Consider the following 22,604-nt stretch of genomic DNA (forward strand, 5'->3'; position numbering starts at 1 on the left):
CGACGAGCCGCTGCGGCAGCCACGCCAGGCCGAGCCCGCGGCGCGCCATCGCGAGGATCGCTTCGTACGAGTCGGCCTGGTACACGGGCCGCAACGTCGGGCGGCCGGGCATTTCGGCGAGATGGCGCGCCAGCACCGCGCGCAGGGTCAACGTGCGCGCGAACGCGAGCCACGGCACCGGCGCCTGCCCGGCCGGCAGCCGGTAGCGCACGCTGCCGCGCGCATCGAACGCGCTGACCGGCACCAGCACCTCGCGCGCGACGGACAGCCAGTCGAAGCGGTCGCGGTCGATCAGCAGCCGCGTATGCGGGCTCGAATAGACGATCAGCATGTCGGCGTCGCCGGCCGTGAGCTGCAGGATCGCTTCCTCCGCGCTGCCGGTCGACACGGTCGCCGTAAAAAAACCGGCGCGCGCAACGGTCTCGTCGTACCAGTCGGGGAAGAAGGTGGCCGAGAGCGTGCGGCCGGTCGCGATTCGCAGGTTGTTCTCCAGCACCGGCGACGCTTCCTGGAGTTGCGTGCGGGCGCCGTGCAAGACGTCGAGCGCGTTCGATGCCGCATCGAGAAACACGGTACCCGCCGCCGTCAGTTCGAGCGGCTTCGTGCGCGCGATCAGGCGCGCGCCGACCCACTCCTCGAGCGACCGGATACGGCGGCCGAACGCCGGATGCGTGACGAACCGGTTCTCCGCCGCGCGGGTGAAGCTGCGCGTGCGCGCGAGTTCGACGAAGTCTTCGAGCCATTTCAGTTGCATGGCTGGGCTCCTGGGTGGGCGATGATGGGCCGGCCGGTGCGCACGGGCCGCCTCCGTCGCGCGGCTGTCGCCGTGGACGGCTGCGGATCACGCGGCGCGGGCCGCGGCGCCCGATCCTACAGCGTCTGCGGCGCATCGCGCAGCACGGCGCGCAGCGCGATATCGAAAGGCGTCGCGTGATCGATCCCGGCTGCACGCACGCGCGATGCGTCCAGATGGCAATCGTACGGACGCGGCGTCGCGTCGGTCGGCTGGTCGATCCGCGTGAGCGATGCTTCGATGCCGAGCGCGGCCGCGATCCGCTGCGCAATGTCGTACTTCGTCATCGGCTCCTCGCCCGACCAGTGACGGATGCCCGTGATCGACGCACCCGCGAGATGGCGCAATGTCAGGTCGCGGATGACGTCCGCGACGTCGGGCGTATAGGTCGGGTAACGGATCGCCCAGGCGTCCATGCCGACCGCGTCGGCGCCCGGCCGGGCGGACGCGGCGATCGCCGGCACGAGACTCGTGACGGCCGATTCGCTCCAGTCGACGATCGGGCCGTAGAGCAGCGGCAGGCGCAGCACGCACGACAGCGGCGACGCGGCGAGGAGCGCCGCCTCGCCTTCCAGCTTCGTGCGGCCGTAGATGTTCAGCGGATTCGGGGTGGCGTCCTCGCGGTACGGAGCGGCCTTGCCGTCGAAGACGTAGTCGGTGGAGATGCCGAGCGTCCATGCGCCGTGGCGCGCGGCGAGCGCGCCGATGCGCGCCTGGGCGGTGACGTTGATCGCGCGTGCGCCGTCAGGATCGCGTTCGCAGACGTCCGGGCGGCGTTCGGCCGCGCAGATGATCACGGCGGCCGGCTGGCGGGTGGCGAAGAGGTGTTCGAGGGCCGGCTCGTCGAGGACGTCGAGTTCGGCGAGGTTTTCCGCAGGCAACGCAAGGCGTTTTGCGCCTGCGCCGTGCGGGTTGCGGATCGTCGCGACGAGGTTTAACGAAGACTCGCGGGACAGCGATGCGGCAACCGCGCGGCCGAGGAGGCCGGCGGCGCCGATGAGAAGGACGGTCGATTGCGGTACGGTAGCCATCTGTGAAAGGGGAACGGGGATTCCCCAATCTATACAAGAACAGGCAACCGATGTCGACTCCCCTCACTCGTCGGCTGCATGCCTGTCTTCTCGTCACGTCGGGACTCGCGGCGCCGGTCGGCCTGGCGACACCCGCCGAGCGGATCCGGATGACGCTTCCGGCACGCTCGTCATTCGCGGACAGGCAGGCTGCAGGATTCCCGTCGACCTGCCTGATCTCCAGTTCGACGGGCGCCACCGACGTCGCCATTGCGTCCGACAGGCACGACAGCGCCGCGAGCAAGCCCGGCGCGCTGCTTCAAAAGCCTGTCTGCACTACCTGAATCCTCCCGGAACGGCACAAGAATGCGAACAAGCGCTTGGGTGGCCCGACATAACCATGGTGAAACCCGTAAGCGGCGCCCGGCCCAACCTTGTCCGCGCCGTCATTCGCGACCGGAACGCCACGACGCGAAGCCCACTGCGCCGCTCAGTATCCTGCCGACGCGCACGGGTTCCCTTCCTGCCCCGGCGTCGCAATGCGGACACCGCCCCCCGCTTGCCTGATCACGCAAAACGCCGAGCTGTACACCGGGCCATAGCCCCCTCCCGGTACGATCGAGATGCTGTAGAACTTGTTGATGTCCAGCGCCCTCGGCGCCGCACGCACAACCGCACCGGCCACGGTCTGGCCATAGACGAGACACGCGCCTCGCTTCAGATAAACCGGCGGCGCACTCCCCGGAACCTCCAGCGCCCAATACGTGACAACGGGACTGACCGGGCCGGTTTGTCTTGTCACATCGACCCCGCGGATCTGGATCGGGTCGGAACCAGTGTCGTCACTTGCCGGCAGGCAAGCAGCCGGTTTTCCGTCGATCTGCCTGATGTCCAGGCGAATCGGACCGTGCGACGTGGCAACCGCACAGGAGGTAAACAACCAGCACGATAGGCATGCCACGGCACTGCTTCGCAAAATTTCCCTCACGCTTCGCATCCATTCATTGTGGCATCGAAACCACTCGAGTCAATCAGGAATTCAAACATCGCCACCGTGCGACGGCGCCCGTCCTGCTACTTCGGCAAATTGTCCGTATTCTTCGGATCCCGCAGCAACGGCGCGAGCACCCAGTCGAGTTCTTCCGGCGCGCCGACGTATCCGCGGTGAATGATCGCCTGGTATTTCTTGAGCACATGAATCGCGAAATAATCCGCGACCAGATTTCCCTGCTGCTCCATGTTGTAGTCGTGAAAAACGTTCTGAGGCGTGATGGTGTACTGATAGGCACGCTCGCCGCGAATGGTGACGGTCAGCCCGTGCCAGCGCATCGAATATCCGAGCTGGTATTGCCAGACGTGCGTCATCTCGTGCATGAACCATGACATGTCGCCATCCGCCACCGACGCGGCGGAGAAGTCCTCGAGAAAGTCCTCGTCGCGAAAATACATGTGCCCGTCAGGGGTAACTGCGGTTCTCTTGCGCTGCATGTCGAACCAGAAGTAACTCCCCCGATGCACCCGCACCTTGTCGTAATCGATGCTGTCCTTGAAGACGGTCCGGGCCATCTCGATCTCGCCCGCCGTCAACGGCCGATCATGTCCCTTGACCGTCATCGACTTCTCCGATTCTCCCAACTGAAACTGGTTCGTCTGCACGCCGTTGATCTTGACTCGGCAATCCACGCCGTCACCGCCTTCCGCGCAAGCTTCACGACGCCGTCGATCAGTGGCCGGCTGTCAAGCTGCGTACCACGCGGCACGGTGACGGCGGCCGACATCTGTGCCGCCCGGCCGCTGTCCATCTCGAAGTGCGCGATCGAACATGACGGAAACGCGCGCAAGTAGTGCGGGTACAGCGTCTCGAACCATGCCTCGGTAAACCGCGGATAGTCGTCGTTCTCCGTCGGCAATGTCCTGAAGCAGACGATTTCTGCGAGACGCCGCAGCGTGAACAGCGTCACTGTGCACGCGCAATCATGTCCGGAACCTGTTCGTTTGGCAACGCAGCACCCACGCCGCACGCGCCACGCCCCGCCCACAAAAACAAAACCCGGCGCACTTTCGTGCACCGGGCTCCGAGCCGGACAGAAACGCCGCCCCGCCTTACTTCCGGTCGAGCGAATACCGTCCCGGCCCGGTCAGTGCGAGCAACAGCAGCCCGCCGATGATGCTCACATTCTTGTAGAAGTTGATCATCGCCATGTATTGCTCCATCCCCTGCAGCGCCCAGTAGCGATGGCCGATCAGCGCGGTCGCGAGCGTATAGGCGGCGAACACCAGTGCGAGCGGACGCGTATAGAAGCCGGCCGCGATCAGCAGGCCGCCGACCAGCTCGACCGCCACCGCGATCACCGCGGCCAGTTCGGGCGCCGGGTTCCCCGTCGACGCCATGTACGCGACGGTGCCCGAGAAGCCGCTCAGCTTCTGCCAGCCGAACAGCACGAACAGGATCATCAACAGCACGCGAGCCGCCAGCAGCAGCTCGTCCTTCTTCGACTCCAGCGAAACGTAACGCATAGCAATATCACCCTTGAATTGACGGTTTGATGCATCCGGTGCCGGGAGGCGCCGAATCACTCCTCGCACGATCGGACAGCAGGCCGGAGCGCCCCGCCGCCGAAGAATCCGTCGGGTTGCGCCGTTCCCGGCGCGCTTCCGATCGGTTCTGGCGAAGCACGGATGCAGTCTACTGTCTCGCCGTGAATCATCAATCCGCCAAAGAAGGATTCGCTGTCCCGTTCAAGTGGACAATCGAAGGTAAACACGCCGACAGGCAAAGGTCGGCAGGCAGTGCAAATCAACCCGCTCAATGTTTCCGGAACACGGAAACGCTCTGCTTCTTTCAGGCCACCGTATTCAATCGATATTTTCGGCTTCAATTGACACAAATCGGTCACAACCGCGCATATCGAACCTGTCATTAAACGACGTGTTCAATATCGATTCACAAAGGCCGACTTGATTCCCGCAACTCGACCAGCATTGCAATCTACCGGGCATTCTGTTTCAGAAAAAATCTCATGGCCCGGAAACGAACATCGGCAATGCGGAAACGTTTCGCGGGCAGGCGGACTGGAATCGCCGGTGACGCGCGTCGTCCGTCAGACAAGGATTTCAGCCCGTCATCGACTGGGAAACACCCTTTCCACACACCGTCGATCGATCCGATGTTTAGCAGAATCAGCGCAAAACCTTGACCAATCCTTCTCGCCCTTTGCCAGTTTTCAACACCGGGAAAAATGCTTGAATAAATACAGCCAAAACGGTGTGTTTACGGCAAAAAATCGCAGACCTTTAGCCCTCACTCAAACACCCCGTTCCCGTCTGCATTTTTCTCAACATGCATTACAAAAAATTACCAAGTAATAACGATTTAAATATACGATAGCGCACGTCCTTACGTTTTCCCGACACTCCCGTGAACCCCGGGAACGCGTCGCGCCGGACGCGCCCTGCCTTCGAAGCGCCGCAGGCCGACCCGGCAGCCGCTCGTCACGGGATCGTCATTCAACCGGAGACCACCCATGGCAACGAACACGCCCGTGACCAGCGGCGCGAACACGAACAGCCTGTTGCAACAGGCGGCGCAATCGATCATCAACGGCTCGACCGGTAATCCGTCGATGGACGTCGGCACGCTCGTCAAGACGCTGGTGAACGCGAAAACCGCCGGCCGGGCCGCCGCGCTCGCCGCGTCGCAGACCACCGGCACGACGCAGATTTCCGCATTCGGCGCGCTGTCGTCGGCACTGGGTGCACTCGAGGCGGGCCTCGCCTCGCTGTCGAATGGCGGGCTGCAGTCGACGTTCACCGCGGTCGCGAGCGGCAAGGGCCTGACCGCGACGGCGGGCGCGGGCGCGGTGGCCGGCACCTACACGATCGGCGTCACGCAGACCGCGACCGCGCAGGCACTGGCTTCGTCGGGCTTCGACGGGAGCAAGGCGCTCGGCACCGGCACGCTGACGCTGACGCTCGGCAGCCAGTCGTTCAAGGTCGACGTCACCGGCACGAACAACACGCTGTCGGGCATCGCGGCCGCGATCAACTCCGCGGCGAACAACCCGGGAATCAGCGCGACCGTGATCAACGGCACCGACGGCGCGCACCTCGTGCTCGCGTCGACGAAGACGGGCTCGGCGAACGCGATCAGCGTCGCGGTCGGCAACGTGGCCAACGACAACGGGCTGTCGAACCTCGGCGTCACGTCGACGGCCGACACGACGGGCGGCGCGTCGAAGATCGAATCGGCGAACAGCGCGGCCGCGTGGCGGCAAAGCGCCGTCGCGCAGGACGCGAAGTTCACGCTCAACGGCATCGCGTCGACCAGCGCGAGCAACACGGTGACGGGCGTGCTGAGCGGCGTCACGCTGAACCTGTCGGCGGCCGCGGTCAGCGCGACCGACACGCAGACGCTGACGGTCAGCACCGATACGAAGTCGCAGGCGGCCACGATCACGAACTTCGTGAGTCTCTACAACACCGTCGTCAAGACGATGGGCGCACTGTCGAGCTACACGGAAGGGGCGAGTTCACAGGGTGCGCTGATCGGCGATTCGACGCTGAACACGATCCGCAACTCGCTCGCGTCGATCGTCGCGCGCGGTGTCGCGAACGAGAACGGCAACGGACACACGAACCTGATGGCGATCGGCATCTCGCTCGAGAAGGACGGCACGCTGAAGGCCGACAGCGCGAAGCTCGACAGTGCGCTGTCCAACAACCCGTCAGGGGTCGCGCGCCTGTTCAACTCGACGAACGGGATGGGCAAGCAACTGACCGACCAGATCGCGCCCTTCACGAAAAAAGGCGGGATGATCGAAGTGCGCACGAACGCGCTGAGTGCCAACCTGAAGCGCGTCACGCAGCAGCAGACGGATCTGGCCGACTACGCCGCGCAGTTGACCAAGCAGTATCAGGCGCAGTTCACGGCGCTCAATACGCTGATGGCCAAGATGAACTCGAACACGCAATACCTGACGCGGCTGTTCGGCGGCGCCAACAGCAGCGGCACGCTGGCGAACAAGTGATGCGCGCCCGGGCCGCCGGATGATCGCGGCGGCGGCCGGTCAATGGATCGACCGGCTCGCGCCGCCGCGCACGGCGTCCCGCCTGGGCACATCACGCAGACGCCGGCGGTGCGCAAGCATGCGCCGGGCGCCCTTCCGCGGTTCGCTCCATCGCGGCAGGCCGTGCCGTCAGCCGAGACCTTCGACGCGATCGGCAAACAAATCGATCGCACGCGACACCTGACGCCCGAAATAGCCTGGCCGTTCGCGCTCGTATGCGCGCAGCAGCGACGTGCATTCACGCTCCGCCCAGCGCCACACGGGGCCCTGTTTCGCGAAGACCGGATGACCGTGCAGTTCGGCCGGTACGGCGTGCTCGTCGTCCCATCCCCAGAAATACGCCTGGTACGCGCGTGCGTACGGCATCCCCAGATGGCTCGCCACGGTCTCGTCGTGGCGCAGCGTGAAATCGACGATTTCCTTGCGCGCACGGCCGCCGATATCGTCATGACGCGCCTCGATCCAGCAGTGATACCTCGCGAGCTGCGACAGGTGCCGCGCGGTGCGGCGCCGCTCGCGCGTCGTGCACAACGCATACAGGTTGCCGCCGCCGAAATCCAGCACCTCCCCACCCGCGAACGGCCGGTACGGCTTGCCGGTCAGCAGCGTCAGCACCTGCGCGCCGACGATCGCGTAGTCGGCACATCGCATGTAGCCGCTGCGCGTCGTCGCTTCCGACACGCTCCGGTGGACGACCTCATCGATCACGGCATGCAGCATGGGATCTACCGGTGCCGCCAGGATCGGTGGCTGGCTTGTCGTCGTGACGTGTTGCATGGGAAGCGGATGCGGATTCAACGGTTCGTCGGGAAAAGCGCTCGGCGGCGCGATATTACGAATCGTTACAAGAAACGATGAGGGGGGATGATCAGATTTGTGTGCTTTTGTCGCCCTGCGTGAACATGCAACGGTCAGCCGGTGGCGGCGGATCGTGGGGCGCAACGCGTCGGACGGACGAGCGGCGGCGGCGCGGTTGGGGCTTGGCTTGGCTTGGCTTGGCTTGGCTCGGCACCGGCGCTTGAGGCTTGAGGCTTGAGGCTTGAGGCTCGGCGCTCGCGGCTCACGGCTCACAGCTCGCGGCTCGCCGACGGGATAGTGCGATGAAATGGATGAAGGTGGGACCGCGCGTCGGTGCCGTATCGACAGCCCATCGTCATTCATGACGACGGGCAACCCTGACCGTCGACGAATGCAGCGGCCCCGCCGCGACAGGTACCCTTGCCGCCCTCGACAGCATAGAAACGCCGATGGATTCGCCGCGCCATACGTTGGGGCCGAGCACGCGCCGGGTTCACATCATCGGCGATCGCGGAGACGCCACCAACACCGCTTGTCGCGACGCGCACACAACGCAACGCATCGCGACAAACCGACCGTGCTTGCAGCCACCGTGCGCCGCCCTGCGCCTCCCGACGCCCCCACGCGCGAGCCTCCGCCTGCACGGCACGCGATGCCGTCGCGCACCGCAGAACACGGACGGCACACCACGCGCCCTATCGCGCAGCGATCCGACGACGGAAATGCTCGGTGCCGGCCACGATCTTGTCGAGCACCGCATCGAGTGCCCAGAATCGTTCACGCACGTCGTAGTCGATCGCACGGCAGCGGATCGACGCGAAGGTGCCGATCCGCTGGTGATAGAGCTTCGCGAGCGCCGGGTACCCGAGTGCCTCCGACACCGCCGAGACGACCAGGAACGTCGAAAGCTCGTCGGCCAGTTCGGGATGCGCATCCCCTTGCGTGCGCAACCACCGGTACAGATCCGGATGAAAGTTGGTGAACACGCCGTTGAAACCGGCGGAACCCGCCTTCATCGCATCCCGCGCGATCGCGGCATTCGCGTTGAGGATCTTCAGCGGCGAGCCCTCGGCGAGCGCGACCCGCCGCTTCACCGTTTCCAGGTCGCAGCTCACGTCCTTGAGCATCACGAACCGGCCCGTGTCGATGCACGCGCGCAGTTCGTCATCCGACAGCAGCCGCCGGTAAGGCGCCGGACATTCGTACAGCCCGAGCGGCAGGTCCGACGGCAATCGCGCAAGCAGCCGGTGAAGGTGGTCGAGCAACGCGGCACTGCCCTGGCGCTGCGGATCGAGGCGGTTGGTCACGAGCACGACGCCCTGCGCGCCCGATTCGGCCGCCGCGCACAGCTCCGCGGCCTGCGCGTCGAGATCGTCGCTGATGTGCCCGGACGCGACGACGGGCACGCGCCCGGCCACCCGCTCGACCACGAAGCGCGCGAGCTCCGCGCGTTCGGCCAGACTCAGGAACTGCATCTCGCTCGATTGCGCGACCGCGAACAACGCATCCGCGCCGTGCGCGAGATACCACTCGATCAGCCGCTCGAGCCCTGCGTAGTCGATCGCGCCGGCATCGTCGAACGGCGTCAGCATCACCGGGACGATCCCTTCGATGGTCACGTTCGCTTGCTGCTGTTGCATCTGTTTCTCCTTGCTTCAGTGAATGCGGGGGGTAGGCTCACGCGGGCAACGGCCCGGGCGCGGCGTTCGCGGCCTGCTCGGGAATCGGCTTGCGCACCAGCAGCAGATAGGCGATCGCACCCGCGAACGCGATCGCCGCGGCGGTCAGCAGCGCCGGCACGAACGACCATTTCTGCGCAATGATGCCCGTCAGGATCGGCGCAAGCGCACCGCCGACGAAGCCGCCGAAATTCTGGATCGCGCCGAGCGATGCGACGCGGCTCGGCGGCGCGGCCGCCGTCGCGAGCGCCCACGAGCAGGCCGACGCCGCGTTCGCGAGAAAGATCACGACCGAGATGCAGGCGAGCGCCACCGTGTTGCTCTGCACGAGCGCGGCCGGGATCGTGAAGACGACCATCCCGAGCATCGCGACCACCACCGCATTGCGCCGGCTCACGACCGGCGAACGGCTGCGGCGCGTAATCAGGTCCGACACCCAGCCGGCCACCAGCGAGCCGACGAACCCGCACAGGAACGGCACCGACGCGGCGAAGCCCGTCCGGATCAGGCTCATATGCCGCTCCATCGTCAGGTAGCCCGGCAGCCAGGTCAGGTAGACCCAGTTCAGGTACACGGATCCGAAATAACCGATCAGCATCCCCCAGGTCGTGCCGTGCGAGAACAGGCTGCGCCATTCGACGAACGTCAGTTTCGGTGTCGCGGCCACGCTTTGCGCGTCGGCATCGAGGTAGTTGCGTTCGGCGGCGGACAGTTGCGCGCGCACCGGATCGCGATACAGCGCGAACCAGACGACGGCGACGACGAGGCCGAGCGCCCCCGTCGCGATGAACGCCCAGCGCCAGTCGAACGACGCGACGAGGATCGACAGCAGCAACGGCGCGAGCGCGGTGCCGAGCGGCGACGCGGCGTTGAAGATCCCGGTCGGCGTGCCGCGCGCGCGCAGCGGAAACCAGTTGCTCACCACCCGCGCGGCCGACGGGAATTGCGGCGCCTCGCCGATGCCGAGCACGATGCGCGCGACGATGAACCAGCCGAAAGTCGACACGATGCCGCCCGCCGCCTGCGCGAACGACCAGACGATCAACCCGACGCCGAGCAGCCGGCGCGGCCCGATGCGGTCGACGAGCCCGCCGACCGGAAACTGGCACAGCGCATAGCTCCACGAGAAGGCCGACAGCAGCAGCCCCATCTGCGCGAGCGACAAGCCGAGATCGCCGCGGATCGCCGCGCTCGCGACGGCCAGCGTGCCGCGATCGAGGTAGTTGACGATGCCGCTCGCCATCAACAGCGCGAGCGCGATGCGTTGCCCGCGCCGGATACGCGGCGGTGCGGGCGGGACGGTCGGGGTTTCGTTCATTGCGGTTGTCTCCATGTCACTGGTATCGGCCGGTTCCGGCCTGTCCGTCTGATGCGGCATTCAGGGTTCGAGGCGCGCCACTTCGTCGCGCGTCGGAATCGAGGTCTGCGCGCCGTGGCGCGTCACGCTGATCGCGGCGGCGCGCTGGCCGAAGCCGATCGCGTCGTCCATCGACGCGCCGCCCGCGCGGGCGGCCGCGAACCCGCCGACGAACGTGTCGCCGGCCGCGGTCGTATCGACGGCGGCCACCGTCATCGCCCGCAGGCGGCCGTTACCGGCGCCGCCGCGCCAGCAGACGCCGCGCGCGCCGAGCGTCACCAGCACGTTGCCGACGCCCTTCGCGCACAGCGCATCGGCGGCGCGCACGGCCGATGCGTCGTCGCCGACGGCGATGCCGGTCAGCGATTCGGCTTCGGTTTCGTTGACGACGAGGTAGTCGACCCGTGCCAGCAGCGCGTCGAACAGCGGCTGCGCGGGCGCGGGGTTGAGCAGCACCGGCGTGTGGTGCGCGGATGCACAGGCGATGGCGCGCGCGACGGCGGCAACCGGCACTTCGAGCTGGCACACGAGCAGCGCGGCCTCGGCGATCGCATCGCGCGCCGCGTCGATCCGGTCGGCGTCGAGGCGCGCATTCGCGCCGGGCACGACGACGATGCTGTTCGCGCCGCCCGCGTCGACCGTGATCGTGGCCACCCCGGTCGCCGTGCCGCCGATCCGGCCCAGGTGCGTCACGTCGATGCGTTCGGCCGCCAGCGCATCGTGCAGGCGCGCACCGAACGCGTCGTCGCCGACGCAGCCGATCATCGCGACCGACGCGCCCAGCCGCGCGGCCGCGACCGCCTGGTTCGCCCCCTTGCCGCCATGAACGGTCTGGAAATCCGTGCCGAGCAGCGTCTCGCCCGGCACCGGCAGGCGCGGCGCGCGCGTCACGAGGTCGATGTTCACGCTGCCGACGACGGCGATGCGCGGTGAAAGGATGTCGCTCATTTTGCAATGTAATCGCTTACATTCGCGGCAAACAAAATGGCCGAATCGGCCGTCGTCGATGAAAATCTCACGATATGGATAGAATATGTGTCTGACATAATGCGGAAGCACGCCAAGATAGCGCTTACATTCTCACAGGGTCGAGCGGGAATGCAAGCGGCGCCACCACGAATCGAGGGTAAACAATGACGCATTTGACAACGCGCGGCGCCGTCACTGCCGCCCCGCCGGGAGCCGGCCGATGAGCACGCCTCCGTCCCGTGCCGGCGCGCCCCGGGCGCGCCGCGGCAGCGGCCGCTCGGTGCTCGGCGATGTCGCGAAGCTGGCCGGCGTATCGACCGCGACCGTCTCGCGTGTGTACAACGATCCCGGCAAGGTGTCGGCCGACGTGCAGCAGCGCGTGCGCGACGCGGCGCGCGCGCTGAACTGGATTCCGAATGCGGCGGGCCGTGCGCTCGCGTCCACGCGCACCCACATCACGGGCGCGATCATTCCGACACTCGACGACCAGGTGTTCGCGTCGCAGGTCGCGGGCATGCAGACGGTCATGGCCGAGCACGGCATCACGCTGTTCCTCGGCTGCTCGAATTACGATCCCGCGCAGGCGCTGGCCCAGGTGCGTGCGATGCTGTCGCGCGGCGTGGAGGCCGTGTCGCTGGTCGGCGAAGCGTATCCGCCGGAACTGTTCGAACTCCTTGCGATGCACCGCGTGCCGTACGTCGTCACTTATGCGTATCGCGACGACAGCCCGCACTGCTGCATCGGCTTCGACAACCGCGCGGCATTCGCGCGGCTCACCACCCACCTGCTCGACCTCGGCCATCGCGATTTCGCGATCATCATGCAGCCGTCGGCCGACAACGACCGCGTGCAGGCCCGCCTGCGCGGCATTCACGACACGCTCGCCGCGCGCGGGCTCGCGGTGCGCCCCGTCCATCAGCACGAGGGCGCGGCCACGATCGCCTTCGGGCGGGCGAGCCTGCGCGCGATCGCGAACAGCGATGCGGCGACGCGGCCGACAGCCGTGATCTGCGGGAACGACGCGCTCGCGCTGGGCGCGCTGCTCGAGGCGCAGGCGCTCGGCATCGACGTGCCCGCGCAATTGTCGATCACCGGGTTCGACGACGTCGCGCTCGCGCGCGAAATCCAGCCGCCGCTGACGACGATGTGGGTCGACACCGACGCGATCGGGCGCCAGGCCGCACAGGCCTTGCTCGACGCGCTCGAGAACGGCGCGACGGGGCCCGGTCATGCCGTCCTGCCCGAATTGCGTACGCGGGGATCGGCTGCGCCACCGGCGCACGCGCGCGCAGCGGGAAAGAAATGAGGCCGCGCCGGGCAGCTTCGGCCGCCCGGCCCGCTCGTCACTGCATCACGTCGACCGGCAGCGTCTTGTCGAGATTGTCGTGCCACGCCTGGATCGTCTTCGGCACGGTTTTCTTCCACGCGGGCACGTTCGAGTAATAGCGCATCCTGACGTTGCTCTGCGCGTCGAACACGAGCAGCCCGATCCACAGATCGTTGCCGCGGCGCATCACGATCGCGGCGTTCGTCGTCGCGATGCCGCGCACCCAGTACGACGTCACGTGCGCGTTCAGCCCGTCGAGGTCCTTTTCGTCGGTGCTGTAATTGGCGGTGTCGACGAGCGTCTGGTAATCGGCGCCGAGCAGCTTGTGCGCGGTCGCGTTCTGCGTCGGGTCGGCGACGACCTCGAGGCTCAGCAGGTCGGCCGCCGGCGCGGCCTGGAACTGCGACGCAGTCAAGTACTCGCCGCCGTAGAAGACACCCATGCCGGCCCCGCAGTCGGAATCCGCGCCGTGTTGCGTGATGCCGACGCGTCCGCCCTTCCGTTCGAACTCGAGCCGGCACTTGTCCTTGCGGTAGGTGCCGACGTCGCCGTGCAGCACGATGTCGCCGTCGAGCCCGCCCGTATTCGCGCCATTGTTGCCGGCCAGCTCGAAATGCAGTCGCGGCGGCGTGCCGGTGAACGTCAGCACGCCACCGAACGACGGGTTGGCGCTCTTCATGTACCACGTCTGCTGCCAGCGATCGGCGGCCAGCGGCCTGCCGTTCAGGCTCGCGAGCCGTTCGCGGTAGCGGTCGCCGAGGCACGATTCGTCGGCGCCGCACCGGTCGCGCTGCTTGAGCCACTTCAGCTGCGCGGCCTTCAGCGCGGCCGTGTCGCCGCCTTTCGCGAGCGCCTGCTTCCACGCCGCCGCGAGGTCGCCGTCGAGCTTCGACAGCGCGGCATCCGCGCAGATCGTCTTCTCGGTTGACGAAGCGGCCTTCGCGCAGTCGAAGCCGGCCGCGTGCGCGGCGGCCGGCAACAGCGTCAGCAGCGCGGCCGCCGCGACGGATCGCACACGCATGTGCAATGCATCGCCGGCGGAAATCGCGGTTTTCACGCGAGCATTCAATTGGTTCTGGAGGATCATCGGCTTGGATCGTCGCTGGATCGCGCGCCTGTAGAAGCTACCTGCACGCGGCATTTGAGGTAAAAACGCCCGGCCCGGCATGGAGCGCATGCCGTTGCTCGCCGAAGCCTAACCCGAATGCGCGACGCCGATCAATCGACGTTCGATGTCGGCGCAACCGTCGCGGCGGCCTCGCCGCATTGCACGATGCCGCTCGCAATGCGGCTTCCATGGCGGCATCGACTGAAATGATCGATGCGCACGCAACGATCAGTCGAGCCCGCAGCTCGCATGGTGCCCCTTGCACAGGCCGCACGGCGTGATCGCGTTGTGGCGCCTGCCGGCCTTCCGGATCTGCGGGCCGACGCAATACAGCGGTCAGCCGTCGAACGGCACCAGCTCGTAACTCGTGCTCCGGCCGCCGGACGACGAGCGTTGCAGCACGCCGCGCTCGACGAGTTCAGTGATGTCACGCAGCGCCGTATCCTGCGAGCACTTCGCGAGCGCCGCCCACTTGGTGCTCGTCAACTTCCCCTCGAAGCCGTCGAGCAGGCGATTCATGACCTTCGCCTGACGTTCGTTCATCGCGACGCCGGCACATCGTTGCCAGAAGCGCGCCTTGACCAGAACGGCATCGAGCGTCGCATGCGCGTGATCGATGGCCCGGCCGAGCGCGGTCAGGAACCACGCGAGCCATTCCGTGACATCGAGCGAACCGCGCTGCGTACGCTCCAGCACGTCGTAATACGCGTTGCGCTCGCGCTGGATTTGCGCCGACAGGCTATAGAAGCGTTGCGGACTGCGGTCGGCACGCGCCAGGACCAGATCCCCGAGCGCACGCGCGATGCGGCCGTTGCCGTCGTCGACCGGATGGAGCGTGACGAACCACAGGTGGGCCAGACCGGCCCGGATCAGCAGGGGCTCGACCGGCGCGGCATTGAGCCAGGCGAGAAAGCGCCCGGTTTCGTCGGCGAGGCGCGCGGCGGGCGGCGCCTCGAAATGCACGCGCTGCCGGCCGATCGGCCCGGACACGACCTGCATCGGCCCGGTCGCATCCGTGCGCCAGCCACCGACCGTGATCCGCGACATCCCCGAGTAGCCGGTCGGGAACAGCGCCGCATGCCACCCGAACAGACGGGCTTCGGTGACCGGCGCCGCCGCATGGGTGGTCGCGTCGAGCACCATGTCGACGACGCCCTCGACGTGGCGGTCGACCGGCGCCAGCGCGCCGATATCGACGCCGAGCCGACGCGCGATCGACGACCGCACCGATGCCACGTTCAGGCTTTCGCCCTCGATCGCGCTGGTCTTGACGACGTCCTCCGTCAGCGCGGCCAGGCTGGCCTCGTCGCGCAGCGCCAGGCCGACGTCCGCCAGCCGCCCGGCCAGCATGCCTTGCGCACGGCTGACGTCGGCGAGTGGCGTTGCCAGTGCAGGCAGGTCGAAGCGCCATGCGGGCCAGTCGGCCGACGCCCAGATGAAGGTGTAATCTCCGCTCATGATGCGGAGATTATCCCACCGATTCACCGCACGGCTCAATATTCTCCGCAAATCTTGCGGAGAATAAAGCCTCCATTCCCCGCAAACCGGCCCGCTACCGTGCCCGGCCCGCCCCGCCCTTCGCCGCGGGCGCAGCCTCCCCGAGCCGTTCCGCGAGAAACCCGATGAACGTGCGCAGCGTGACGAATCCCTCCCGATGCTGCGGGAACACGGCGTTGAGCGTGATCGGCGACGGCGCATACGCGTCGAGCACCGGCACGAGCGCGCCGCTGTCGAGCGCCGCGCCGACGATGAAGTGCGGCAGCAGCGCGATGCCGAGCCCCGCGATCGCCGCGTCGCGCACCACTTCGCCGTTGTTCGCGACGAGCGGCCCCTGCACGTCGAACGTGCGCGCCGCGCCGTCGACGCGGAATTCCCAGCCGATGCGCCGCTCGCGCCCGTACAGCAGGCACGTGTGGCCGGCGAGATCCGCCGGCGTCTGCGGCGTGCCCTGCCGCTTCAGATAGGCGGGGCTCGCGCACGCGACCATCCGCCACGCGCCCAGCGGGCGGGCGATCAACGTCGAATCCTCGAGCGAGCCGATCCGCAGCACGAGATCGAAGCCCTCGCCGATCAGGTCGACGCGCCGGTCGGTCAGGTCGAGGTTCAGCCGCACGGCCGGGTGCGCGGACAGGAATTCGGCGATCAGCGGCGACACGTGCGTGATCCCGAACGACAGCGGCGCGCTGATTTTGAGCGACCCGTGCAACTCGGTGCTGCGCACCGACATCGCCTGCTCGGCGTCGGCGATTTCCGCGAGGATCCGCTGCGCGCGCGCATAGAACTCCTGCCCCGATTCGGTCACCGCGAGGTTGCGCGTGTTCCGGTGCAACAGCCGCACGCCGAGCGACGCCTCCAGCGCCATCGTGCGCCGGCTGACGAACTGCTTGGACAGCATCAGTTGATCGGCCGCCGCGGTGAAGCTGCCCGCATCGACCGTCGCGACGAAGATCCTCAGGTCGTTGATTTCCATATTGTCCACTCCATAGCGACAGTCATTATCTCTACAGCCATTTATTTGTCAAATCGATTGACCTAAGATTCACCTCAACGAACGGCCGGTCCCACTTCCGAGGTCCGGCGTCTTGAGGAACAAAAATCATGATCGAAATCCGTGCAGCAAACCAACGTGGCCGTGCGGAGCATGGCTGGCTCAGCTCCCGTCATTCGTTTTCGTTCGCGAATTACTACGATCCGAAGCAAGTCGGCTTCTCCGACCTGCTGGTGATCAATGACGACCGCGTCGCGCCGGGCCGCGGCTTCGGCACGCACCCGCACCGCGACATGGAGATCCTGTCGTACGTGCTCGACGGCGCGCTGGAACACAAGGACTCGATGGGTACCGGCTCGGTGATCGTGCCGGGCGACGTGCAGCTGATGAGCGCGGGCACGGGCGTGCGCCACAGCGAGTTCAACCACTCGCCGGAACTGCCGGTCCACTTCCTGCAGATCTGGGTGGGGCCGGCCGAGAAGGGTGCCGAGCCGCGCTATCAGCAGACGAATGTCACGGCAGACGACAAGCGCGGCAAGCTCGCCCTCGTCGTATCGCCGGACGGCGACGCCGGTTCGCTGAAGATCCGGCAGGACACGCGGATTTACGCGGGCTTGTTCGACGGCGCCGAACGCGCGACGCTGGAACTGGCACCGGACCGCTTTGCGTACGTGCACGTGGCACGCGGCAGCGTGTCGGTCAACGGCGTGACGCTCGGCGAAGGCGACGGCGTGCGCATCCGCGACGAACGGACGCTGACGTTCGCCGACGGGAAGGATGCCGAAGTGCTGGTGTTCGACCTGCGTCCGGTCGAAGTAACGGCCGAGTGGGCATAAAGCCCGTTCGGGAAACCGGGCCCCGCTGAACGCGGGGCCCTTTTAATCGGAGATTCGCAACATGGCCAAGGTACTCGTTCTTTATTACTCGTCCTACGGGCACGTCGAAACGATGGCGCAGCACATCGCGGAAGGCGCGAAGTCGGTGCCCGGCGTCGAGGTCACGCTCAAGCGCGTGCCGGAAACGATTCCCGTCGACCAGGCCCGGGCGATCGGCGTGAAGGTCGACCAGGCTGCGCCGGTCGCGACCGTGGACGAACTCCCCGGCTACGATGCGATCATCTTCGGCACGCCGACCCGCTTCGGCAACATGGCCGGCCAGATGCGCACGTTCCTCGACCAGACCGGCGGCCTGTGGATGAAGGGCGCGCTCGTCGGCAAGATCGGCAGCGTGTTCGCGTCGACCGGCACGCAGCACGGCGGCCAGGAAACGACGATCACGTCGTTCCACACGACGCTCCTGCACCACGGGATGGTGATCGTGGGCGTGCCGTATGCGTGCAGCGGCCTCGTCAACATGAACGAAATCACCGGCGGCACGCCGTACGGCGCCACCACGCTCGCGGGCGCGGACGGCAGCCGCCAGCCGAGCGCGAACGAGCTCGACATCGCGCGCTATCAAGGCAAGCACGTCGCGGAACTCGCCAGCAAGCTCGCGTCGTAACAGGCCGCCTTCGCGGCCCCGCACACGCGCACACGGCGCCGGTCGACCCGGCGCCGTGTGCGCTGTGCCCAAGCCCGGCCGTTACTGGCCCGACGCCGGAGCGGCGGGCGCCGCCTTCGTCGCAGGCGCCTTCTGCGCGGCGTTCTGCGGGTAGTTGCTCTGGTCGTTGGTCAGCCGGTAGCCGCTGCCCGTGCCGATCGCCTTCAGGTCCGACGCGTGACGCGCCCGGGCGGCCTTGCGGGCCGCCTTCTTCTGCGCCTTGTCGATCTGCTTCTGCGTCGGCGCGGACGCCGGATCCTGCGCATATGCCGCCGGCGCGGCTGCCAACAGCAGACCGAACGACGCCGTTACTGCCACTGCCACCGAAACCACGCGAGACTTCTTCATGGCCGGACCTCCTTGTCGATTGTTGATTGTGGATAGAACACCGGCGCGCACAAGACCGCTTGCGACAACGGCGCCGATGCAACGTTAGCCGAACAGTATGTACTTGTCCTTGTGCGTTCCTGAATTCTCCCGATAACGGCAACGATACGTGGGCACCGCGTACGCCGTCGTTCCGGCGCGTCGCCCGCGCCATCAGGGAAACCGATAGCCCGGCCTGGACCGGCCGGCGCTCAGGCCCAGCGCGACAGCACCGGCAGCAGGACCGGCACGACGAAGGCGGTGAGCACGCCGTTCAATCCCATCCCGAGCCCGGCGAACGCGCCGGCCTCCTCGCTGACCTGGAACGCGCGCGCGGTGCCGATCCCGTGCGACGCGACGCCGAGCGCGAACCCGCGCACGGCCGGTTCGTCGACGCGCAGGGCGTTGAGGATCCCGCGCGCGCACACGGCCCCGAAGATCCCGGTCGAGATCACGAGCACCGCGGTGAGCGACGGAATCCCGCCGATTTCAGCCGCGACGGCCATCGCGATCGGCGTCGTCGCCGATTTTGGTGCGAGCGACGCGATCGTCTGGTGCGACGCCCCGAACAGCGCCGCGATGCCCACCGCCGACACGATCGCGGTCAGCGAGCCCGCGAGCAGGCCGACCAGCAGCGGCACCGCGGCGCGGCGCAGCTTCGACCACTGGCGATACAGCGGCAGCGCGAGCGCGACGGTCGCGGGGCCGAGCAGGAAGTGGACGAACTGCGCGCCTTCGAAATACGTCGGGTACGGCGTGTGCGTGATCGTCAGCAGCACGACGATCAGCGCAACCGCGATCAGCACCGGGTTTGCGAGCGGGTTGAAGCGCGCCCGCGCATAGACGGCCTGCGCGAACAGATACGCGATCAGCGTGATGGTCAGGCCCAGCAGCGGGCTCGCGGCGAGATAGACCCAGATCGCGCCGAGTTTCGGGAAGGCCGTCATTGCGTGCCCTCCACCGCATCGCCCGCGCGCCGCTGGCGCCGCAGCAGTGCACGCGTGACGAGCGCCGTCACGGCGATCGCGAGCGTGGTACTGACGGCCAGCGCGACGACGACCGCGAGCGCATCGCCGCGCACGCGGTCGGCCGACACCATGATGCCGACGCCGGCCGGCACGAACAGCAGCGACAGGTGGCGCAACAGCTCGAGCGCGGTCGGCTCGATCGTGTCGGCCACCTGCGGGCGCAGCATCACGAAGCCGAACAGCAGCAGCATGCCGATCACGGGGCCCGGCACCGGCAGGCCGAACAGGTAGGACACGCCCTCCCCGAGACACTGGAAGGTCAGCAAGACCGCGAACGCCTGCAGCATGAAACGCTTCTCCCGAACGGGGCCGCGCTGTCGTACGGCCGCGCGACCGATGGCCGGCGGCTTGCGGCGCCGGCGTGGACGATACGCGCGATCGTACCAACAATGCCTGCGGCGCGGGGCCTAGCGGGCGCCGGGGCCAACGATGCGGGTGGCCGCGGGCACGCCGTGAAGCCCCACGCGAAGCCGACGATGCGGCGCGATTCGCGACGGAGCTCGTGCTGCCGAACCGGGACGAAAAATCGCGGGCGATCGGGGCGTGCGGGTTGCAGGCCCGCACATTCGCCCGGTTCACGCGCCGCACGCAACAAAGGCGGGCATGCGCCCGCCTCGTCGTCATATGCACTTACGCTGCCCCGCCTCACGGGCAGCGCGAGTGCGAACCCGTCGCTTACTTCAGTCGCGTCGCGAGTTCATTCGCCATCGCCTTCGTCGCGGCCTTCGTCGGCGCGTCGCCGGCCAGCGCGTTCAGCAAACCGAAATCATGGATCGTGCCGTCGTAGCGCGTGGTCGTCGCATCGACGCCGGCCGCGTCGAGCTTGCGGCCGTACGCTTCGCCCTCGTCACGCAGCACGTCGAACTGCGCGACCTGGATCAGCGCGGGCGGCAGGCCCTTCAACTGCGCGGTGCTTGCGCGCAGCGGCGACGCGTAGATCTCGTTGCGTTGCGCTTCGTTCTTCGTATAGGCATCCCAGAACCACTTCATCATCGGCCGCGTCAGGAAGTGCCCTTGCTGATACGCGTTGTACGAACCCGTGTTGAAGTTGTGGTCCGTGACCGGCCACATCAGCCCCTGGAAGCGGATCGCGGGGCCACCCTTGTCCTTCGCCATCAGCGCCACCACGGCCGCCATGTTCCCGCCGACGCTATTGCCGACCACCGCGAGGCGGCTGCCGTCGACGCCGATCTCCGCGCCGTGCGCGGCCACCCACTTCGTCGCCGCATACGCCTGGTTGATCGCGACCGGGTAATGCGCTTCCGGCGACGGCGTGTAGTTCACGAATACCGCGACGGCCCCCGATTGCACGACGAGATCGCGAACGAGGCGTTCATGCGTCGGAAAATCGCCGAGCACCCAGCCGCCGCCGTGGATGAACACGAACACCGGGAGCGTGCCCGTCGCGCCTTGCGGGCGGACGATCGTGACCGGCACGGACAGGCCGTCCTGTTCGATCGTGCGGTTCGACACGTCGATCCCGGACAGATCGACCTTCGTGCCGTTCTGCGCGTCGACCAGCACCTGGCGCGCCTTCGCGGGGCTCAGCGTTTCGAGGCCCGGGCCCTTCTGGCCGTTCAGCGCGGCGAGGAAAGCGCTCGTCGTCGTATCGGGGCGGACGGTATCGGCACCGGCGGCGAATGCCGTGGTCGAGGCGGACAGTACAGCGGCGACGGCGGCAGCGATCAGCAGCGGCTTGACGATTTTCATGATGGTGTTCCTTGGCTTCAGGCGTAAATGACGATGGATGATTCGCAGTGCGACCGATCAGGCAAGCGTGAGCGTGACGTCGATGTTGCCGCGCGTCGCGTTCGAATACGGGCACACGACGTGCGCGCGGTCGATCAGCGTTTGCGCGATGTCGCGATCGAGGCCCGGCAGCGAGATCGTCAGCTCGACTTCAATGCCGAAGCCGTTCGGGATCGCGCCGATGCCGACGCTGCCTTCGATGGAAGCGTCCGCGGGCATCGCGATCTTGTCGCGGGCCGCGACGAACTTCATCGCGCCGATGAAGCACGCGCTGTAGCCGGCGGCGAACAGTTGCTCGGGGTTCGCGCCTGCGCCGCCCGCGCCGCCGAGCTCGCGCGGCGTGGTCAGTTTCAGGTCGAGGTTGCTCTCGGGCACCGTGGCACGGCCGTCACGGCCGCCGGTGGCTTTTGCATGGGCGCGGTACAGCACTTTTTCGATCGACATGACAGACTCCTTTTCAGCAAATGAATGAAACAGCCTTCGAACCGGGGACCGCGTGCCGACAGCCTTGCTGCCCGCATCGCGCTTGTTTATCTACTCGTAGATAGATAAACATCCCCAAAAAATGCAGATGATCGAGCCATCTGCGCCAGAACTCTATCTACCTATAGATAGACAAGGAGATTCAATAAAAAGGCGGCGAACCGCCTCACTGCATGCGCGCTCCGTCAGGACCGCTTTTTCCAGACGGCCTCGACATCTTCGAGGCGCGCCCGCGTGTGAAACAGCCGGCTGGCCAGCACACTGCCCTGGAACGCCGCGTACAACGTGCGCGCGGCCGTCTCGGGCTCGCCGCTGAACTGCAGCGTGCCTTCCCGCGCGCCCTGCTTCAACAATTCCGCCAGCCAGCTTTCGTTGGCCTTGAAGAACGCCTGCACCGCCTGCCGCACATTCTCCGGCAACGTTTCGATGTCGGCCGCGAGCATCCCGCACAGGCAGATCAGGTTGCCGTCGCCGAGCGTCCGGCCGAACATCTTCGTGTACAGGCTCAGCTTCACGTCGGCCGGCAACGCCGGATCGATCGCCCGCATGGCCGAGAGGACTTCGTCGCTATACGCCGCCACCGCTTCCAGCACGAGGTCGTCCTTCGACGGGAAGTAGTAGTGGATGCTCGACGTCTTCACGCCCACCAGGTCGGACAGGTCTCGATAGCTGAAGCCGTTGTAACCGCGCAGCATCATCAGCGTGGTCGCATGGTCGAGAATCTGTTCGCGGACGGTCGGTTTCGTTTCCATGGAGCGAACTTTATCTACTCATAGATAGACAGTCAAGAACTTTTTTAAGGGCGCAATGCGTAGCGCACCGAACGCCTTGTCCGCGCTCGCCG

23 protein-coding genes and 1 pseudogene are annotated in these 22,604 nt (G+C 66.9%); 5 read left to right on the plus strand and 19 right to left on the minus strand.

What is annotated here, in order from left to right; translation table 11 throughout:
* Positions 1–754: LysR family transcriptional regulator (locus DPV74_RS17670; protein WP_119337653.1), on the minus strand; the 754-nt coding region annotated here is incomplete at its 3' end.
* Positions 755–870: 116 nt separating this feature from the next.
* Complete coding sequence (locus tag DPV74_RS17675; protein WP_059585915.1) at positions 871–1,824, minus strand: SDR family oxidoreductase; 954 nt, start codon at positions 1,822–1,824, stop codon at positions 871–873.
* A gap of 50 nt (positions 1,825–1,874) precedes the next feature.
* Between DPV74_RS17675 and DPV74_RS17680 the strand changes: the two genes are divergently transcribed.
* A complete protein-coding gene (locus DPV74_RS17680; RefSeq protein WP_027792140.1) occupies positions 1,875–2,147 on the plus strand; it encodes a hypothetical protein in 273 nt (90 codons plus the stop codon).
* Between the two features lie 730 nt (positions 2,148–2,877).
* Here DPV74_RS17680 and DPV74_RS17685 read toward each other — a convergent pair.
* From DPV74_RS17685 to DPV74_RS17700, 4 genes and pseudogenes are all read right to left on the minus strand, one after another.
* Positions 2,878–3,477 (minus strand): annotated as a pseudogene (locus DPV74_RS17685) (type VI secretion system tip protein VgrG); the annotation flags it as partial.
* Positions 3,414–3,872: a type VI secretion system baseplate subunit TssF gene (locus tag DPV74_RS42140; protein WP_374708967.1), complete on the minus strand. Its 459-nt coding sequence runs from the start codon at positions 3,870–3,872 to the stop codon at positions 3,414–3,416. The pseudogene DPV74_RS17685 and the gene DPV74_RS42140, both read right to left, overlap by 64 nt.
* A gap of 34 nt (positions 3,873–3,906) precedes the next feature.
* Positions 3,907–4,320: a DoxX family protein gene (locus tag DPV74_RS17695; protein WP_021160104.1), complete on the minus strand. Its 414-nt coding sequence runs from the start codon at positions 4,318–4,320 to the stop codon at positions 3,907–3,909.
* Positions 4,321–4,376: 56 nt separating this feature from the next.
* The gene (locus tag DPV74_RS17700; RefSeq protein ID WP_162923071.1) at positions 4,377–4,724 is read right to left on the minus strand and encodes a hypothetical protein; all 348 of its coding nucleotides are present in this window, start codon (positions 4,722–4,724) and stop codon (positions 4,377–4,379) included.
* 603 nt (positions 4,725–5,327) lie between these two features.
* Here DPV74_RS17700 and fliD point away from each other — a divergent pair.
* A complete protein-coding gene (gene fliD / locus DPV74_RS17705; RefSeq protein WP_119337654.1) occupies positions 5,328–6,830 on the plus strand; it encodes a flagellar filament capping protein FliD in 1,503 nt (500 codons plus the stop codon).
* Positions 6,831–6,998: 168 nt separating this feature from the next.
* On the opposite strand, the gene DPV74_RS17710 is transcribed toward fliD, so the two are convergent.
* The 4 genes from DPV74_RS17710 to rbsK form a co-directional block, all read right to left on the minus strand.
* Positions 6,999–7,646: a hypothetical protein gene (locus DPV74_RS17710; protein ID WP_027792145.1), complete on the minus strand. Its 648-nt coding sequence runs from the start codon at positions 7,644–7,646 to the stop codon at positions 6,999–7,001.
* Between the two features lie 716 nt (positions 7,647–8,362).
* Positions 8,363–9,307, minus strand: a complete 945-nt coding sequence (locus DPV74_RS17715; protein WP_119337655.1) for a dihydrodipicolinate synthase family protein — start codon at positions 9,305–9,307, stop codon at positions 8,363–8,365.
* 37 nt (positions 9,308–9,344) lie between these two features.
* On the minus strand, positions 9,345–10,664 hold the full coding sequence (locus DPV74_RS17720; RefSeq protein WP_060085970.1) for an MFS transporter: 1,320 nt from the start codon (positions 10,662–10,664) through the stop codon (positions 9,345–9,347).
* Positions 10,665–10,724: 60 nt separating this feature from the next.
* On the minus strand, positions 10,725–11,651 hold the full coding sequence (gene rbsK, locus DPV74_RS17725; protein WP_119337656.1) for a ribokinase: 927 nt from the start codon (positions 11,649–11,651) through the stop codon (positions 10,725–10,727).
* A gap of 241 nt (positions 11,652–11,892) precedes the next feature.
* Between rbsK and DPV74_RS17730 the strand changes: the two genes are divergently transcribed.
* Positions 11,893–12,978 (plus strand): LacI family DNA-binding transcriptional regulator, encoded by a 1,086-nt coding sequence (locus tag DPV74_RS17730; RefSeq protein WP_027792149.1) that lies wholly within the window; start codon positions 11,893–11,895, stop codon positions 12,976–12,978.
* A 37-nt stretch (positions 12,979–13,015) separates the two neighbouring features.
* Here the strand turns inward: DPV74_RS17730 and DPV74_RS17735 are convergent, their stop codons facing one another.
* The 3 genes from DPV74_RS17735 to DPV74_RS17745 all read right to left on the minus strand — a co-directional run bounded on the left by DPV74_RS17735 (position 13,016) and on the right by DPV74_RS17745 (position 16,577).
* On the minus strand, positions 13,016–14,020 hold the full coding sequence (locus tag DPV74_RS17735; protein ID WP_240439992.1) for a lysozyme inhibitor LprI family protein: 1,005 nt from the start codon (positions 14,018–14,020) through the stop codon (positions 13,016–13,018).
* A 423-nt stretch (positions 14,021–14,443) separates the two neighbouring features.
* The gene (locus tag DPV74_RS17740; protein ID WP_205571918.1) at positions 14,444–15,565 is read right to left on the minus strand and encodes a Fic family protein; all 1,122 of its coding nucleotides are present in this window, start codon (positions 15,563–15,565) and stop codon (positions 14,444–14,446) included.
* Positions 15,566–15,659: 94 nt separating this feature from the next.
* Entirely contained in the window at positions 15,660–16,577 is a 918-nt protein-coding gene (locus DPV74_RS17745) for a LysR family transcriptional regulator (protein WP_021160675.1), read from the minus strand.
* Positions 16,578–16,705: 128 nt separating this feature from the next.
* Between DPV74_RS17745 and DPV74_RS17750 the strand changes: the two genes are divergently transcribed.
* The gene (locus tag DPV74_RS17750) at positions 16,706–17,431 is read left to right on the plus strand and encodes a pirin family protein (protein WP_059693649.1); all 726 of its coding nucleotides are present in this window, start codon (positions 16,706–16,708) and stop codon (positions 17,429–17,431) included.
* 61 nt (positions 17,432–17,492) lie between these two features.
* Positions 17,493–18,095 carry an NAD(P)H:quinone oxidoreductase gene (gene wrbA, locus DPV74_RS17755; RefSeq protein WP_027792153.1) on the plus strand — a complete coding sequence of 201 codons (603 nt, stop codon included), beginning with the start codon at positions 17,493–17,495 and terminating at the stop codon, positions 18,093–18,095.
* 81 nt (positions 18,096–18,176) lie between these two features.
* On the opposite strand, the gene DPV74_RS17760 is transcribed toward wrbA, so the two are convergent.
* From DPV74_RS17760 to DPV74_RS17785, 6 genes are all read right to left on the minus strand, one after another.
* Positions 18,177–18,482, minus strand: coding sequence for a hypothetical protein (locus DPV74_RS17760; RefSeq protein WP_027792154.1), 306 nt, complete (start codon positions 18,480–18,482; stop codon positions 18,177–18,179).
* A 230-nt stretch (positions 18,483–18,712) separates the two neighbouring features.
* Positions 18,713–19,447 (minus strand): LrgB family protein, encoded by a 735-nt coding sequence (locus tag DPV74_RS17765; protein WP_119337658.1) that lies wholly within the window; start codon positions 19,445–19,447, stop codon positions 18,713–18,715.
* The gene (locus DPV74_RS17770; RefSeq protein WP_027792156.1) at positions 19,444–19,815 is read right to left on the minus strand and encodes a CidA/LrgA family protein; all 372 of its coding nucleotides are present in this window, start codon (positions 19,813–19,815) and stop codon (positions 19,444–19,446) included. The genes DPV74_RS17765 and DPV74_RS17770 overlap by 4 nt, the downstream gene beginning before the upstream one ends.
* Before the next feature lie 388 nt (positions 19,816–20,203).
* Positions 20,204–21,238: an alpha/beta hydrolase gene (locus tag DPV74_RS17775; RefSeq protein WP_048028847.1), complete on the minus strand. Its 1,035-nt coding sequence runs from the start codon at positions 21,236–21,238 to the stop codon at positions 20,204–20,206.
* A 57-nt stretch (positions 21,239–21,295) separates the two neighbouring features.
* A complete protein-coding gene (locus DPV74_RS17780; protein WP_059678157.1) occupies positions 21,296–21,721 on the minus strand; it encodes an organic hydroperoxide resistance protein in 426 nt (141 codons plus the stop codon).
* Between the two features lie 224 nt (positions 21,722–21,945).
* Entirely contained in the window at positions 21,946–22,512 is a 567-nt protein-coding gene (locus DPV74_RS17785) for a TetR/AcrR family transcriptional regulator (RefSeq protein ID WP_027792159.1), read from the minus strand.
* Between the last annotated feature and the right edge of the window lie 92 nt (positions 22,513–22,604).

The sequence above is a fragment of the Burkholderia sp. HAN2018 genome (assembly GCF_024704855.1).
GTDB classification, from domain to species: domain Bacteria; phylum Pseudomonadota; class Gammaproteobacteria; order Burkholderiales; family Burkholderiaceae; genus Burkholderia; species Burkholderia cepacia.